The sequence below is a fragment of the Brevibacillus laterosporus DSM 25 genome (genome assembly GCF_002706795.1).
GTDB lineage: Bacteria > Bacillota > Bacilli > Brevibacillales > Brevibacillaceae > Brevibacillus_B > Brevibacillus_B laterosporus.
In genome coordinates this window covers 3,527,256-3,543,262 of record NZ_CP017705.1, presented here as the reverse complement: position 1 = coordinate 3,543,262, position 16,007 = coordinate 3,527,256, and the positions used below count along the sequence as shown (strand labels likewise).

At 41.5% G+C, this 16,007-nt stretch carries 15 protein-coding genes and 1 other annotated feature; of the genes, 1 reads left to right on the top strand and 14 read right to left on the bottom strand.

Annotated elements, in window-relative coordinates; translation table 11 throughout:
• Positions 1–18 precede the first annotated feature (18 nt).
• The 12 genes from mreD to BrL25_RS16780 form a co-directional block, all read right to left on the bottom strand.
• The gene (gene mreD / locus BrL25_RS16835) at positions 19–546 is read right to left on the bottom strand and encodes a rod shape-determining protein MreD (protein ID WP_018672253.1); all 528 of its coding nucleotides are present in this window, start codon (positions 544–546) and stop codon (positions 19–21) included.
• A 1-nt stretch (position 547) separates the two neighbouring features.
• Positions 548–1,600, bottom strand: a complete 1,053-nt coding sequence (gene mreC, locus BrL25_RS16830; RefSeq protein WP_018672254.1) for a rod shape-determining protein MreC — start codon at positions 1,598–1,600, stop codon at positions 548–550.
• Between the two features lie 15 nt (positions 1,601–1,615).
• On the bottom strand, positions 1,616–2,656 hold the full coding sequence (locus tag BrL25_RS16825) for a rod shape-determining protein (RefSeq protein ID WP_003338394.1): 1,041 nt from the start codon (positions 2,654–2,656) through the stop codon (positions 1,616–1,618).
• A gap of 94 nt (positions 2,657–2,750) precedes the next feature.
• Positions 2,751–3,425, bottom strand: coding sequence for a RadC family protein (radC, locus tag BrL25_RS16820; RefSeq protein ID WP_269467103.1), 675 nt, complete (start codon positions 3,423–3,425; stop codon positions 2,751–2,753).
• Between the two features lie 86 nt (positions 3,426–3,511).
• Positions 3,512–4,102 carry a Maf family protein gene (locus BrL25_RS16815; protein WP_018672256.1) on the bottom strand — a complete coding sequence of 197 codons (591 nt, stop codon included), beginning with the start codon at positions 4,100–4,102 and terminating at the stop codon, positions 3,512–3,514.
• 11 nt (positions 4,103–4,113) lie between these two features.
• A complete protein-coding gene (locus BrL25_RS16810; RefSeq protein WP_018672257.1) occupies positions 4,114–4,356 on the bottom strand; it encodes a DUF4321 domain-containing protein in 243 nt (80 codons plus the stop codon).
• 181 nt (positions 4,357–4,537) lie between these two features.
• Positions 4,538–6,055 (bottom strand): sporulation protein, encoded by a 1,518-nt coding sequence (locus BrL25_RS16805; RefSeq protein WP_018672258.1) that lies wholly within the window; start codon positions 6,053–6,055, stop codon positions 4,538–4,540.
• A gap of 70 nt (positions 6,056–6,125) precedes the next feature.
• A complete protein-coding gene (locus BrL25_RS16800; RefSeq protein ID WP_018672259.1) occupies positions 6,126–6,641 on the bottom strand; it encodes a prepilin peptidase in 516 nt (171 codons plus the stop codon).
• A gap of 151 nt (positions 6,642–6,792) precedes the next feature.
• The gene (gene murC, locus BrL25_RS16795; protein WP_018672260.1) at positions 6,793–8,199 is read right to left on the bottom strand and encodes a UDP-N-acetylmuramate--L-alanine ligase; all 1,407 of its coding nucleotides are present in this window, start codon (positions 8,197–8,199) and stop codon (positions 6,793–6,795) included.
• Between the two features lies 1 nt (position 8,200).
• Positions 8,201–9,571 (bottom strand): bifunctional folylpolyglutamate synthase/dihydrofolate synthase, encoded by a 1,371-nt coding sequence (locus BrL25_RS16790; protein WP_018672261.1) that lies wholly within the window; start codon positions 9,569–9,571, stop codon positions 8,201–8,203.
• Between the two features lie 51 nt (positions 9,572–9,622).
• Positions 9,623–12,289, bottom strand: a complete 2,667-nt coding sequence (locus BrL25_RS16785) for a valine--tRNA ligase (RefSeq protein ID WP_018672262.1) — start codon at positions 12,287–12,289, stop codon at positions 9,623–9,625.
• Positions 12,290–12,350: 61 nt separating this feature from the next.
• Positions 12,351–12,632 (bottom strand) — a binding site (T-box leader).
• A gap of 138 nt (positions 12,633–12,770) precedes the next feature.
• Entirely contained in the window at positions 12,771–13,634 is an 864-nt protein-coding gene (locus BrL25_RS16780) for a YitT family protein (RefSeq protein WP_018672263.1), read from the bottom strand.
• A gap of 138 nt (positions 13,635–13,772) precedes the next feature.
• On the opposite strand from BrL25_RS16780, the gene BrL25_RS16775 reads away from it, so the two are divergent.
• Entirely contained in the window at positions 13,773–13,958 is a 186-nt protein-coding gene (locus tag BrL25_RS16775) for a hypothetical protein (RefSeq protein WP_018672264.1), read from the top strand.
• Between the two features lie 66 nt (positions 13,959–14,024).
• Here the strand turns inward: BrL25_RS16775 and BrL25_RS16770 are convergent, their stop codons facing one another.
• Both BrL25_RS16770 and BrL25_RS16765 read right to left on the bottom strand, forming a co-directional pair.
• Positions 14,025–15,020 (bottom strand): phosphotransferase, encoded by a 996-nt coding sequence (locus BrL25_RS16770; protein ID WP_018672265.1) that lies wholly within the window; start codon positions 15,018–15,020, stop codon positions 14,025–14,027.
• On the bottom strand, positions 15,017–16,000 hold the full coding sequence (locus BrL25_RS16765) for a hypothetical protein (protein WP_018672266.1): 984 nt from the start codon (positions 15,998–16,000) through the stop codon (positions 15,017–15,019). The genes BrL25_RS16770 and BrL25_RS16765 overlap by 4 nt, the downstream gene beginning before the upstream one ends.
• Between the last annotated feature and the right edge of the window lie 7 nt (positions 16,001–16,007).

Sequence of the window (16,007 nt, the reverse complement as noted above, 5' to 3'; positions counted from 1 at the left end):
TCCTCCTTCTGTCAGATCCTACTCATGAGAGCGCTCTTTGTTTTCTTGCACTTGCAAACAAAGCTTTTTCATCGGTATATAAACGAATGCCGCAAACAACATATTAAGTAGAACTGTCGGAAAAATTTCGTGAGTAAGTGTCCATTGAACATCTACAGGATTGGTCATAAATAAACGAAATAGTGTATAAGTAAGCCATTCATGCCCAAACAGAACTAGAAGAAGCGTAGTAAACACCACGGCAAAGCTACGATGAAATAGCATTAAGACTAGTCCAGCAAAGTACCCTGCTACCATCATAGATAACGTATACACACCGATAATATGACCAAAAATAACATCTTGTAGCAGCCCAAAGACCAATCCATATAATAATCCTTCTCGTCTCCCGATAAACAAAGAAATCAGGATCGTTCCCACTAAAGCAAAGCGGGGAATCGTCTCGTAAGACATCCCCCATGCACTCGGCACAAAAACTTGTACTACCGACCCTTCCAATATGAACAGCAATAGCAAGAAGAGGGACAATTTCGTTCGAGATAACATATTATTTACCCCCTTTTCCCTTTGATTGCTGAGTGGTACCTTTTTGATCAGGAGATACCGATTCACCAGTTGGAGTCGTCACAGGCTTGCGATCAATAACCAAGACATCAGAAATTAACGTAAAATCAGCGTACGGTCTAATATAGGCGGTTTGAGTTAATCCATAGTCTCCTGGCTCTGTTTTGACTACTACACCGATTGGAAGTTTACTAGGAATCATACCACCCAAACCAGACGTAATTACCGCATCATTCATACTTATTTTTTGATCTAAAGGAATTTTACGCATAATCAATAATTTTTCAACCGAATCGTAATCCTCTAAAATTCCACTTACATACTTGGTAGTAGTTGCAGGCTTCTGTTGATTAGGAGCCTGTGGGTTAGTTGCATTTGTTTTATTGCCCGCATTTGCTGTATTATTTGTGCCATTTGTCTGTTGACCATTACCGGTAGTCGAAGGCGGAGTTTGAATTGGTTGAGTAGCCAAAATATATCCAGAGACATGGTTACGATTAGAGCTCTCTCTGCTTGTGAGCAATTCAATTGTCGCAGAGAAATTGGAAACATCCTTCACTCTCCCAATTAAGCCTTTAGAGGTCATAACTGCCATGTCCTTCTTCACGCCTTGTTTGCTACCACTACTGATAACTAATACATCATTCCATTGACTCGAATTCCTTGCAGCTACTTCTGAATAAATCACATTGTAGTCATTTAATTTTTGTTTTGTGCCAAGACTCTCTCTAAGTTGTCCATTCTCATACTTTACGGCTTTTAACTCAGCAGACATTTGAGCATATTGATCCAAACTTGCTTTTAGTACGCGATTTTCTTCATACACATGATAAGCATCTTGAACATTGTGAACAAACTGCGAAACAGCCTGGGCAGGACGATAAAAAAGCCCCTGCACCACGCTGGTTGTATCTTTCATAAACTTTTCTGGCCATGTCAAGTTCATTCTGTCTTTAGCGGTATACCCCATCACTACTAACAGAACAACTAAGCCAATTAATACAATTATAAGTTTGCGATTACCGAAGAATGACATAGACACGTCACCCGCTTATCGTCTTTTTGCGCGTGAAGATGTGATTCCGTGTTTAGATTTAAAGAGATGCAAATTCTCAAGCGCACGTCCTGTTCCAATTGCTACACAGTCAAGAGCATTCTCCGCCACATGAACAGGCATACCTGTCTCACGTGTTAATAAACGTTCAATGTGACGTAATAATGCTCCGCCTCCCGTTAGTACAATTCCACGGTCCATGATATCCGCAGCCAACTCCGGAGGACTTTTCTCCAACGTAATTTTCACAGCTTCGACAATCGACATAATCGTTTCTGCTAATGCTTCTGCAATTTCTGTACTCGTAACAGAGATGGTTTTTGGCAAACCTGTCACAAGATCACGACCGCGGATTTCTACCGTTTCTTGTTCATCCGGGGCGATAGCGGAACCAATTTCCATTTTCAACGTCTCAGCAGTACGTTCACCAATCATCAGATTGTATCGACGTTTAATGTACTGAATGATAGCTTCATCCATTTCATCACCAGCTACACGAATGGAACGACTAGTTACAATTCCACCCAGTGAGATGATGGCTACTTCCGTCGTACCGCCCCCAATGTCCACTACCATGCTACCTGTTGGCTCCCAAACAGGTAAGTCAGCACCAATTGCAGCCGCAAATGGCTCTTCAATTGTATATGCTTCTTTTGCTCCTGCTTGTTTCGTTGCATCCTCTACCGCACGTTTTTCAACCGCTGTAATCCCAGATGGCACACAAACCATTACACTAGGACGACGGCTAAAGAAGCCTTGGTTTTTCTGAGCTTGACGAATAAAATAACGCATCATGGTTGCAGTGGTTTCAAAATCAGCAATAACTCCGTCTTTCATCGGGCGAACAGCCACGATATTTCCTGGTGTACGACCAATCATATTCTTTGCTGCATTACCTACAGCCTCAATTGTATTTGTATCAGTGCGGATCGCTACAACAGAAGGCTCGCTCACCACAATTCCTTTTCCTTTAACGTATACGAGGGTATTAGCTGTTCCCAAGTCAATCCCCATATCGCGTGTGAAACTACCAAACATATTGAAAATCTCCTTCCATTTTGTCAAAACGGTCATTTTCCTAGGATGCTTCCGCTGACAGACAGGTATTATTTGTTTTGTGAAAGGGTACGTGTTACATATATCCCTGTTCTTTTAAACTAACGTAATGGCCATCTCCGATAATAACATGATCCAAAAGAGGGATTCCTACTAAATCCCCTGCTTGAAGCAGAATTTTAGTCACATTAATATCCTCTTTACTTGGAGCAGGATCTCCGCTTGGATGATTATGCAAACAGATGATAGAGGCACAGGAGCGTTTAATCGCTTCGCGGTAAATATCACGTGGATGAACAATAGAAGAATCCAAGCTTCCCACAAAAACTGTTTTCTTCCCAATCACCTGATTTTTTGTATTTAAAAACAGGCATACAAAATGTTCCTGCACCAGTCCAGCCATCTCCGGCATCATATAATCTGCTACATCTTTTGGCAAGCGGATACTGATACGAATATCCCTAGCTTTTATGGCTGATCTTCGTCCTAACTCCAACGCAGCCTGTATTTCCACAGCCTTAACGGGACCAATCCCGTTTATATCTGTCAGCTCCTCATGAGTAGCTGTTGCAAGTTGTTGCAAATTGCCAAACACAGCTAATAAGCGCTGCGCTACCCCTTGGACTGAATCTTTTTCTGTGCCAGTCCGAAGTAAAATCGCTAAAAGCTCGACATCAGATAAAGCACCAGACCCTTGCCTTAACAAACGCTCGCGCGGACGCTCATATGTAGGGACGTTTTTTAGCTTCAAATTGTTACAGTTCATCTCTTATTTTGCCCCTTCCGTCATTCCTGCCAAGTGGCTTTTATCATGGAGAAGCAATCTAAGAGGAACACCTACTTGTTTAACAGGGAAATTCCAAATTGATTAAGCATCTGGGCTAAGCGATTAAGTGGCAAGCCCACTACCGTAAAATAATCACCCTCGATTCGCTCTACAATCGTCGATCCAAGACCCTGAATAGCATAGGAACCAGCTTTATCCATCGGCTCTTTACTAGCGATGTATCCACGTATCTCCTCAGCTGTCATTGTTCGCATTTTAACCCGTGTAGATGAATAATCAACTGCTATCTTCCCAGTCGAGACATCAATAATAGCTAGGCCGCTGTAAACCTCATGCTCGCGTCCTTCTAAAGAAGTGAGCATCCGAAATGCATCTTCTTCATCATGTGGTTTTCCCAATACCTGTCCGTCTAGCACAACAATTGTATCAGAGCCAATAACTAGACCAAATGACAAATTTTTGGCAACTGCATCCGCTTTCCTATGAGATAAGATTTTCACGATTTCTTCTGGTGCAATCTCTTCAGAAATCGTCTCATCTACATTGCTCACCTGAATGCGAAAAGGCAAGCCCAAGCAAGCCAGCAATTCTTGACGTCGTGGGGAAGAAGAAGCTAATACAATTTGCTGTTCTGGATTCATTATATCTCCCCCTATCGAATTTTTTTATATATCCAAAAAGCGAAAACAAGCCCTCCGATACTGGCTAGATTTAGTTTTACCTCAAAATGAAGATTGTACTTCAAAATGTCCAAATCTGCCGCAGGACTCCATGTTAACATCTTACTCTCTCGAAGAAAAGGAATCCAAGGACCTAATATTTGCCCTAACAGACTACCAAACAAGAGACCTGATAACAGGACAATCAATAAAATTACAAATTCTTTCCCCGTCATTCTCTCTACCCTCGTTTTTTTATCGTTGTTTGGAAGAAAGTCGTTATAATCACACCTAAGTGTAGCAAAACTTGACATCAAGAGACAACTACCGAAGCAGTTCATTTTCGATTTATTTTTTTGATCATAACGAAAGAAAGGCCTTGGTTGCAAGAAACCTTTTGCAAACAAAGCCTTTTTTCTAATTGTTTTCCTTCATCCATTTAGCATAGTAATGTAAATATTGCATAATTCCTTTTTGTACCTGCCAAGCATATGGCTCTGCATTGACTGTTTTTAGCTGAGTCATCGTGCTCATTGCCTGATTCATCCCCTGCACCATACCTGCTACATAGACTTGTTCCTTTTGTGACAGGGCCCGCTGTGTTGCTCTGCTATTGTCTAAAAAGGCGACATGCATGCTCTTTAATTTAGATTCTTGCTCGGCTGTAAGCGGTTGTACTTTTTGCTTATCTGTATTAACCACTTGACTGGATAACACAGATAGCTGTTGGATGATATCTACTCCCGATCTGATAAAAGCGTTAACGACACCTTTATCAGCAGAAGTACCTACTTCTAAAGCGGAAGCAGGGACAATCTGGACTTGTTTTTCCATAGCTGGTAGCTTCACTTCTTTTACATAGACATCAATTTGTCTTTGTCTAAAATTATCAGCCAATCCCAAAATAGCATCACGACTAGGAGCTACTCCGGTAAACAAATGAAGCCTTCCATCAATTTGATAAAGAAAATGGGGTAGTCCTTTTTCGTCAAGAGAAGCAATAGCTGGTTCAGCTGCTTTTTGGTCCGTAAACACTCCCATTTGGACCATGTAATAGTTTTGTTCCGGAAATTGTACGCTTGCAAGAACAGCATCTTCTATTTTCTGACTAGTAGAGCCAGTTGCTGATGTAGCCTGCTGTGACGTTCCCTCTTTAGGTAAGCCTGCTTCTTGTACATGATTAGATCCGTTAGCTTGATTTCCTCCATGTACAGGAATAGATTTTTCACTGAGTACATTCTTACTTTCAGAACTTACAGAAGAGGGTTGTAGTTCATTTGATTTTGGCAGTGTAGCACCCGCTTGTGAAGGATGCACCAGTTGTTCTTGTACAAAGATATTTAATACAATAAAGCCAAATAATACTCCAAGAATGATGGCACTTATTGTCGTAATAAATACTCTTAGAACAGGTCTCTTAGACATATGTCCTTGATTTTTTATTAATTTATCCCACCATGCTGGGTTCTTTGATTGTTGAAGCCAATCAGAGGAATAAAGCCCCTCGTAGTATGAGGCCTGATATCCCTCATTTTCCAATCGATCCTCTACTATCGCTCTGACTTTCTCGTCTTTTTTCAATGAACCCTCATCTCGATACAATTCAGCTAAGAATTGTTCCTTACTCGTATGAATAGGTGGGTTTTGTTCCTCCAGCTTACCCAGTCGACGCATTGCTTCAGCCAATTCTAGCTCCGCTTCCTTGACTTGTTGCTCGTCAATTTCTTGTCTGGTTTCTTTATTGTCATCACCTTCTAACTCCCGTATTCCTCCATGTATTCCCTCATTACCCATAGCCTTTTCTGCCTGTTCCTTGTGATCATGCTGTACTTTTACCTGTATATTTTCTACAGGTTTGTTTGCCCCCGTTTTATTTTTTAGAGGGATGGTAGGTGATAGTTTTATAGATATTCGATTGGAAGGTTGTCCGCTCATAGTAGGTCCTCCTCGTTCTCTTAACTCTAGTACTACTAGTTTACGAACAGACCTAACAGGTTATGACTACTTAGGGAAGAAAAAATGTGCTATAGACATGCAACACATCCATTCTATCTATATAGGTTAAAAACCAGCCAACCGTCAAACAGCATGCAAATGGTATTCCTTCTTTTTTCATCCGTGGCTGTCGCCCTAATAGAATAACAAGTGCAATTGCACTAATCCCTGCTACAAGCAAAAGAGCAATTATATATATCTTTCCAACAATTAGACCCAGTAAAGCAGCTAGCTTGATGTCTCCTCCCCCCACTCCTCCTTTTGTTATAATTGCTGTTACATACAAAAGTACAAAAGCCAATAACATGGCTAAAATATGTGTCGCAAATGTCTCTTTTTCTAAGGGATAAACTGAGCGTATACACAAAAACATCAGAATAGCGGGCAATACAATTGTATTAGGAATCAAGCGTTTCCTCATATCCGTAAGGCAAATCACCCCTAGTAACCCCCCACATAACCAGCTGATTAATCGTTCGATTTCAGCTTCTTCTATTAAGATATTGTACCAATCCCACTGAAGCATCCTAAAAACACCTGCCCCCTTAGCTGGTTACTAAGTTCACCTTTCTTTTCATCCTATTTCTTTTAACAAAGACAAAAAAACTGCCAGACAAATCCGGCAGTTTTCTTTGTTACCACTATCTAGTTTAGTATGACAATAAATGCTTTTATGCTCAGCTTTCCTGTGTTTCTTTAATCTTTTGTTCTAATTGCTCAGCGAACCAATAGGCGGTTTTCCAAATATCCCCGGCTCCCATTGTCAAGACGAGATCACCTGGTTGTAATTGTTTCACCAACTGATGCTGCACCTCTTCTTTGGTAGGAATGTACTGCGCGCGTGGATGGCTATTCACTTTAATTTTATCAACTAATATCTCCGAGGATACCCCTTCGATTTTCTTTTCGCCTGCTGGAGAGAAAATATCCGTAATAATCACTTCGTCCGCTTCCGCAAAAGCTCGGCTAAATTCTTCCATCAAGAAAAACGTACGCGTATAGCGCTGTGGCTGAAATATTGCAATTACTCGGCGACCACAAGACTTCGCTCCATTTAATGTTGCCATGATTTCTGTTGGATGGTGAGCGTAATCATCAACCACTAGAATATCCTGTACATGACCAATAATTTGGAAACGACGTTTTGCACCACGAAACGTGCTCAAGGCCTGAGAAATTCTTTCAAAGGAAACCCCTGCTTCTAACGCTACAATCATCGCTGCTAAGGAGTTGGCTACATTATGCTTGCCTGGGAAGTGAAGAATTACTTCGCCTAAATGAACTTCCTTATGCCATGCCTGATAGGTCGTAGTTAGATCACCGCATACAATGTCCGTAGCGTAGTAATCCGCTGATCCACTAAATACAGGGTCAATGGAATACGTAATTACCTGTCGATTAACTGAAGGCATTAATTCACGTACATGCTCATCATCCAGACATAAAATAGCTGTACCATCTGGTTTTATGTTGCCTAGAAAATGAACATACGCCTTTTTCAGGTTGGCAAAATCCCCATCAAAATGCTCTAAATGGTCTGGTTCAACATTGGTTACAATGGCATACGCTGGATGGTATTCCTTAAAAGAGCCGTCACTTTCATCTGCCTCTGCAACAACATAATCACTTTTACCAGCTTTTGCATTCGTACCAGCATTGACTAGCTCACCACCGATAATAAACGTGGGGTCCTCGCCACACGCTTCCAAAATGTGAGCTGTCATGGATGTTGTAGTTGTTTTTCCATGAGCACCAGCCACGGCTACACCTGTTCTCTCATTTAGAATCTTTGCAAGCATCTGTGAACGATGCAACAGCGGAATCCCTTTTTCCAGGGCCGCTGCAACTTCAGGATTTTCCTTCGATATACTAGTAGAATAAACGACGATATTTGCCCCTTCAATATGAGAAGCATCATGACCGATAACCACTTGTGCTCCTTTTTCTTGTAGTTTTCGGGCAAGATCGTTCATCGCTACGTCCGATCCTGTTACTTTATATCCTAAATCAACTAATACGCGTGCAATTCCACTCATACCATAACCGCCGATTCCGACGAAGTGGACATGTTGCAATGGTTCCACTTTATTCACCTACCTGTTCTACGGGGATTAAAAAGATTGAGCGTACCAAAGAGATGAAGTAAAGTGATCCGCAAATCAGCAACGTCTCATCGCTCTTCGTCTCGTCGCTCAGCCATTCACGCAACACGATTTCCCAATCATTAACACGTTCCAGTTGTTCTTGATTAAAGCCACCAATCAAAAAAGCATCCTCCAAGGTATCTACAGAGGCGGCTCTTGGAAAATCAAAGCTCGTGAGATACACGTTGGCAAATTCGAGCGGCGCCTCTTTAAGAACCCGAGCCATTTGAGACAACGGTTTATCCTCAAGAGCAGAGAACATTAAATAAATTCGCTTTGTATCATTTGCAAGTTCAGCTAAACTGTCGACTAGCATCGTGATACCTTCCGTGTTATGTGCTCCATCTATCATGCATAACGGTTTTCGTGAGACAATCTCCAAACGTCCTGGCCATATAGCATGCTCCAAGCCTTTTTGTCTATCTTCTTCTTCCACAAAAAAAGCATAAAATTCCCTCATCAGATCTAGAACCATCAAGGCAACACCCGCGTTTTGCACTTGATGCTTGCCTAGTAATCCCAATTGATATGTAGAAGAGGATGGACGAAACAAACTATTATATTCAATATGCTGGGTTCCTCTTGAAACGTCTGTAAAGAGGGGCTTGGAATTAAATTCGCTACCTAACCGATAAAGCTTGCTGTTTTTTTGTTTTGTAATTCGAGAAATAACATCCAGTGCCTCTTCTTGAAGATGTCCTACTACAACAGGCACTCCTGATTTGATAATGCCGGCTTTTTCCAAAGCAATCTCACCAATAGTTGAGCCTAGAACATTGGTATGATCAAGACCAACATTGGTAATGACACTTATAATGGGATGGACAACGTTTGTTGAATCTAAACGTCCACCAAGACCCGTTTCCCAAACCACAATCGCAGGTCTGACCACTCTGCCAAAATAACAGATCGCCAGTAAAGTAATAACCTCAAATTCAGTAGGACAGCCATACTCTGTTTCCTGTTCACAGCGCCCCACCAACGGCTTTATTTCATCCACAAGACGAACTAGGTCGTCCTGTGGAATGAGTTGGTTATTAAATCGAATACGTTCGCGAAAATCAGTGATATATGGGGAAGTAAAGGTTCCAACACTAATCCCCGCTTCCAGCAGAACGTGCGTCAAAAAAGTGCACGTAGAGCCTTTTCCATTGGTACCTGCCACATGAACAAATAACAAATTGCGTTCAGGATGCCCTAATTCCTCCAGCATCCAATTCATGCGCTCTAAACCAGGTTTTAGTCCAAAACGTAACAGGCTGTGAAGCCATTCCAACGCTTCATCATAAGTAAGAATGTGATCTGCCTTCATTTACCGTATGACCCCAATCGTTTAGTTATGACAAAAATGAAGCAGTCAAGCTTAGGATTCTAGATCAGCTAAACGAGCGATTACCTTTTCACGCTTGTTAGCGTAATCCGCCATTTTTGCTTTCTCTTCCTCAATGACATTTGTGGGAGCTTTTGCCATAAAGCCTGGGTTGTTCAGCTTTTTCTCGATGCGTTCTACTTCTTTATTTAGTGTATCAATTTCCTTCTCCAAACGCTTGCGCTCTTGTTCTAAGTCAAGTAACCCTGCAAGCGGTAAAAATAGCTCTGCTCCAGTGACAACAGCGGACATCGCTTTTTCCGGCGCTTCCAGATCAGTACCAATCACTAGTTTTTCAGGGTTGCAGAAACGTACCAAGAACTCTTCTCCACGTTGTAGACTTTGAAGAGATTGTTGATCGTTAGCCTTGATTACTAGCTCAATTTTTTTGGACATTGGCACGTTTACTTCTGCACGGATGTTACGTACGCTGCGGATAATGTCCATGAGCAAGCTCATTTCTGCTTCTGCATCGTTAAAAGTTAGCTCGCTTTTTACTTGCGGCCAAGCAGCAATAGTAATACTCTCACCTTGATGCGGTAGAGCTTGCCATATTTCTTCCGTGATGAAAGGCATGAATGGGTGTAATAAACGCAACGTCTGATCTAGTACGTATACAAGCACTGATTGAGTTGCTTTTTTGGCTTGTTCATCTGTACCGTACAGTGGTAATTTAGCCATCTCAATATACCAGTCACACAAATCATCCCAGATGAAATTGTACAACAGACGACCTGCTTCTCCAAAATCAAAAGCATCCATCAATCGAGTAACATCTGTGATGGTTCCTTGTAGACGGGTTAAAATCCATTTATCAGGAGCAGATAATTCTTTGGTTAAATCGATATCTTCATACGTAAAGTCTTGTAGATTCATCAAAGCAAAACGCGACGCATTCCAGATCTTGTTTGCAAAATTGCGGTTCGCCTCTACTTTTTCCCAATAGAAACGTTGATCATTACCTGGAGAATTACCCGTTGCTAACGTGAAACGTAAGGCATCCGCACCATACTTCTCGATTACTTCCATCGGGTCAACACCGTTACCAAGCGACTTAGACATCTTACGTCCATCGGAATCGCGGATAATTCCGTGGATCAACACATGTTCAAATGGTTTTTCTCCGGTGAATTCTAACCCACTGAAAATCATGCGCGCCACCCAGAAGAAAATGATGTCGTAGCCTGTTACAAGTACGTTAGTTGGATAGAAGTATTTCATGTCTTCTGTTTCATCTGGCCAACCTAATGTGGAGAATGGCCACAAAGCAGAGCTAAACCACGTATCTAAGACGTCATTATCCTGAGAAAGGTTGCTAGAATGACATTTGCAGCATTCTGTGATATCGACGCGGGACACATGCAGCTCGCCACAATCCTGACAATACCAAGCAGGGATACGATGGCCCCACCATAATTGACGGGAAATGCACCAGTCACGAATATTTTCAATCCAGCGTAGGTACGTGTTTTTAAAACGCTCAGGAACAAATGTAACACTGTCTTTTGAGGCAGCATTTTTTAGTGCCTCATCTGCAAGAGGTTGCATGTTAACAAACCATTGTGTCGATAGATATGGCTCAACTACTGCGTCACTTCGTTCACTGTGTCCAACTTGATGGATATGTTCTTCAATTTTAAACATAACGCCTTGATCTTGTAGGTCTTTAATAATTTGCTTGCGACAAGCGAAACGATCAAGCCCTTTATAGGAAGCAGCATTTTCATTCATTACCCCTGATTCATCCATGACAATGATTTGTTCCAAATTATGACGTTGACCAATCTCAAAGTCATTTGGATCATGCGCAGGTGTGATTTTGACCGCACCAGAACCAAATTCAGGGTCTACATAATCATCCGCTACAATCGGAATTTGACGACCTGTAATCGGTAGAACCACCATTTTACCAACCAAAGCTTTATAACGGTCATCCTCTGGGTGAACGGCTACTGCTGTATCGCCCAACATCGTTTCAGGACGAGTAGTAGCCACTTCAATAAATCCGCTTCCATCAGCTAATGGATATCGCATATGATGCAAAGCACCTTTTACTTCTTTATAAATAACCTCGATATCAGACAAAGCTGTACGAGCAGCTGGGTCCCAGTTAATGATCCGCTTCCCACGGTAGATCAAACCTTTGTCATAGAGGCGAACAAATACTTCACGAACAGCACGTGACAAGCCTTCGTCCATCGTAAAACGCTCGCGTGAGTAATCTAGAGCAAGCCCAAGCTTTTCCCACTGTTCACGGATATGGTTAGCGTAGACATGCTTCCATTCCCATACTTTTTCTACAAATTTTTCACGTCCCAAATCATGGCGACTTACGCCCTCTTCACGCAGATTTGCTTCTACCTTCGTTTGAGTTGCGATACCAGCATGATCCATCCCTGGTAGAAACAGCGTACTGTATCCTTGCATACGCTTAGCACGTGTAATAATATCTTGTAGCGTTGTGTCCAATGCATGACCCAAATGTAGCTTACCTGTTACATTTGGAGGTGGAATTACAATCGTATAAGGAGCTTTCTCTGGATCGCGCTCCGCTTTAAAGAATTCTTGTTCCATCCAGTAGGGATACCATTTGGCCTCCGCTGCCTTTGGATCATAGTTTTTTGGTAGTTGTGCATCAAGAGATGCTTGTTCGTTTGCCATAATCCTACTCCTCCTTATAATTGCACATCATTACATGGGCAAATAAAAAAACTCCTGATCATCAAAGGACGAAAAGGAGTTTGTTTCGCGGTACCACCTTTGTTAACGCGCATTCGTAATCATTCAAATACCTTTTCCACTCAGTAAAGGTACAGAACTCACGCGTTCACTCTAACAAGATAACGGTTTGACGCCGATTCCAACTACTTAATTATATCTCATTTCATTGGAATTGCTCATGGACGACTTTCCATATCCCTACTCCTTAGAGAATCTCGCAGCATAATGATTCTCCCTCTCTGCCAAGGTGGGTTTATGTACTCTTTCCAATCATAGCATTGTATATATAATCGTTTATATACAGCATATTATAGCGAACCCATAATGGTACGTCAAATAGAGAAAAATGTGAGTGCTTAAAAGCGGAAACGAAAGCTGTTTGATTTACCTTCCTCTCTAAATCAGACAACTTTCGTTCATTTTAATGAATGGCTTTTTTCTTAAAGCGACCGCCTTTTACATCATGAATGTTTCCAATGGCTAAAAATGCAGACTGGTCCCATTCTTCTACAATTGATTTTAATTTTGCCTCTTCCAATCTGGTGATTACAGTAAAGATAATCGTCTTATTATCCCTAGAATATCCACCTTCTCCATTTAAATAGGTAACGCCACGCCCCAACCTTGCAAGAAGGGTTTCACCAATTTCTCGATGCTTGTCACTAATGATCCAGACTGATCTGGACTCGTTAAAGCCCTCCAGTGTTACTTCAATCATTTTGTAGGCTATGTAGTAAGCAAGTAACGAGTACATAGCCTGATTCCAACCAAACACAAAACCAGCACTCCCTAAAATAAATATGTTTAGAAACATGATTACCTCTCCAACAGAAAAAGCTGTTTTTCTGTTAAACAAAATGGCTACAACCTCTGTACCATCCAGGGAACCACCATAACGAATGACCAAGCCTACCCCTATACCCAAAAATACACCTCCATAGACAGCAGCGAGAAATGGTTCTCTCGTAACTGCACTGACTGGGTGCAATAAGGTCGTAGCAATCGACATGATCGTAACTCCAAACAATGTAGACAGAGCAAATGTTTTACCTATCTGCTTATAACCAATAAGTAGGAAGGGGGCATTTAACAAAAATAAAAAAAGACCTATTGGCCAGCCTGTTAAATGGGTAAAAATAATAGAAATACCCGTAATTCCCCCATCAATGACCTGATTAGGAATCAAAAATTCTTCCAGTCCAAAAGAAAAAATCACGGACCCTAGAATGATAAAAAAAGCTCTTTTGAATAGTTGAACCGTATTAATCTTTCTGTGTTCAATCATAAGAACCACATCCTCTCTCCATTTCATTGTTTTCTATATTTTACTGCAATTCATGTAAATAAACGAATCAGAAAGTGCTTCTGGGCTTCACCCTCTATCCTCATTCTGCATACGCTGTTTCAGTAAGGGGTGATCATTATGAATTGGCGACGCTTTAAATACAGTTCTTTTCTGTTTAATTTGAAGACCTCCTATAAACAGTTTCTATTGCCTTTTACAGCCTTTCAGTTTATTAGAACCTTACTATTGCCTACCTCCCTTGATGTATTAATCTTAGGCTTCCTCGCCATTTCTTACGCAGCATTCTCGATGGATTGGCTGTAATCATGTCATGATATGTATCCAACGATCATGCAAAAAAACGCCTCCTTTTCCAAGAAGGCGCTTAAATCAAAACGCTTGATTGGTCCATCTATTTAATCTCACCAGCCGATCCAAATCCTTTTCCAATCGTTTAACTGCATATAGCTCTGTCCATTCATACCGTCTATTATAATAAGACTCCAGATTACGCATGATCCTCTCGGGATATTGTAAAAAATATTGTAGTAGCGAAATCTCTTCTGGCCGAAGGGGGAACACCTCGCTGTACTGTTCAAAAAGATCAGTTGCTGTTTTACTTTCCCCCCCTACCTGAAAATAATTACGTAGCATCATCGTTATATCTCGTACAGGAGTATCGAACACCGTTCGGTCAAAATTTAGTAAACGTATCCTGCCATTCTCATTCATAACAGTATGGCTTGGATGCGGGTAACCATGGATGAGCGATAGTCGAAATTGATTACTTGTTTCGTGGCGTCTTCTCCAAATCCGTAAATTTTCCAAGGCTTGATTAGCAGTGTCAGCGATGAAAGCATGATTTGCCAAAAAGACAACATCAAATGGGGACGCATAATCCCGTTCATTTGCGAGATCACGAAACATAGCTAACTGACGAAGCCAACTTTGCCATCTATTAATTAGGGCATCAACAAGCGGCTCCACCTGTTTTGGATCTTCAATTCGATAATTTTGAGTTAGCTGATGAAACTCCGCCAATCGAACAACTGTACCGGAAGCCCAATTAGACAGATTCGCTTTGGAAATCGAAACACTCTCTTCCCATTCGGATACATAATAAATCTCTTCCCCATGCTTTACATAAGGTTCATCAATTTTGGTATATAGAAGAGGTATAGCACCATCCCAACCTCTTTGCTCCAAATCCCTCAATACACCACTCACATAGAGTAAACGAGTGGCCGGTGCAGCTGTTTTCTTGCAGGAATAACATCCATTTGAAGTAGTTCCTTTAAAGACTCCCGGAGCTTTAACCAATTCAATTGTTTGTACATGCATATCGTACTCGTAAAACAAGGGGAAGAGTTGATCGTACTGACTCATGACAATTGCCGTCCTCGTTCTGCTCGCTTCGCCAAGCGTTGCAGATGATAATCTAGTTCGCGTTGTCGCAATACTGACTTTTTGACATCCTCCATTGCTTGTTTATCCTCTTTTGTCCTAGCTTGAAGATTTTTTTCCAACGTTTTCCACAAGTCCTGCGGATAAGCCATAAAAGAAAGTAGTAAACGAAATTCTTCATAGCTCAGTGCTTTTACCTCTTCATATCCATCAAGGAAGGCATCAACCAAAGCTGGATCCCCACCATCCAAAGCAATTTCCTGCAAAAAGCTTGCTGTATCTTTATGCTGAACAGTAAGAGAGGTTTTATAGAAGCCACGCAAAAATACCTTATCGTCAACCATCACCCAATTCTTTCGTGATAGTTCCTTATGAGAAGCTGCAAGCACTTCCTCCGGTAAAGATACGTCCTTGATCAAGCTAGCACTGCGTTCCATTCGTTCTAAAATTGACGGAAACAAGCTTCCCCATCTATTTCTCTGTCTGACATTCTTTTCACGTTCCCACTGCTTGAAAAAATTTTTTGTCCGTTCCACCACTTCCTGTGCATGCATTTGCTCACGTTTCAATAATTTTCCACCAATTTGGAGGGCTTGTGCCTGTTGAGCTTGATGCATTTGCGCTGTCATACGACCACATTCCAGCATGTTGTCAAGGGTGTAGGCAATAGGTTCTGCTTCGCTATGGTAATCTGTCAAGCTATACCCTTTTTTATTTGCTACTACATAGGGTTTAGAATCTTTTGTGCGGATAAATCGTTCAACGTTATTAACCCCTTGTCGTGCCATTTGCTCACGCCAGCCAAAAGACCAGCGCATATATTCTACACGAGGCCAAAGCCTCATCTCCTTAATTCCCCTGTTTGTTTCTATTAAATAGTAATCCGCCTTTGATGTAATTTTGATCGTTTTCAATTTATATCGTTTGCAGATGGGGGAAATATCTAATTGCTCCTTAGCCATGCCCTTC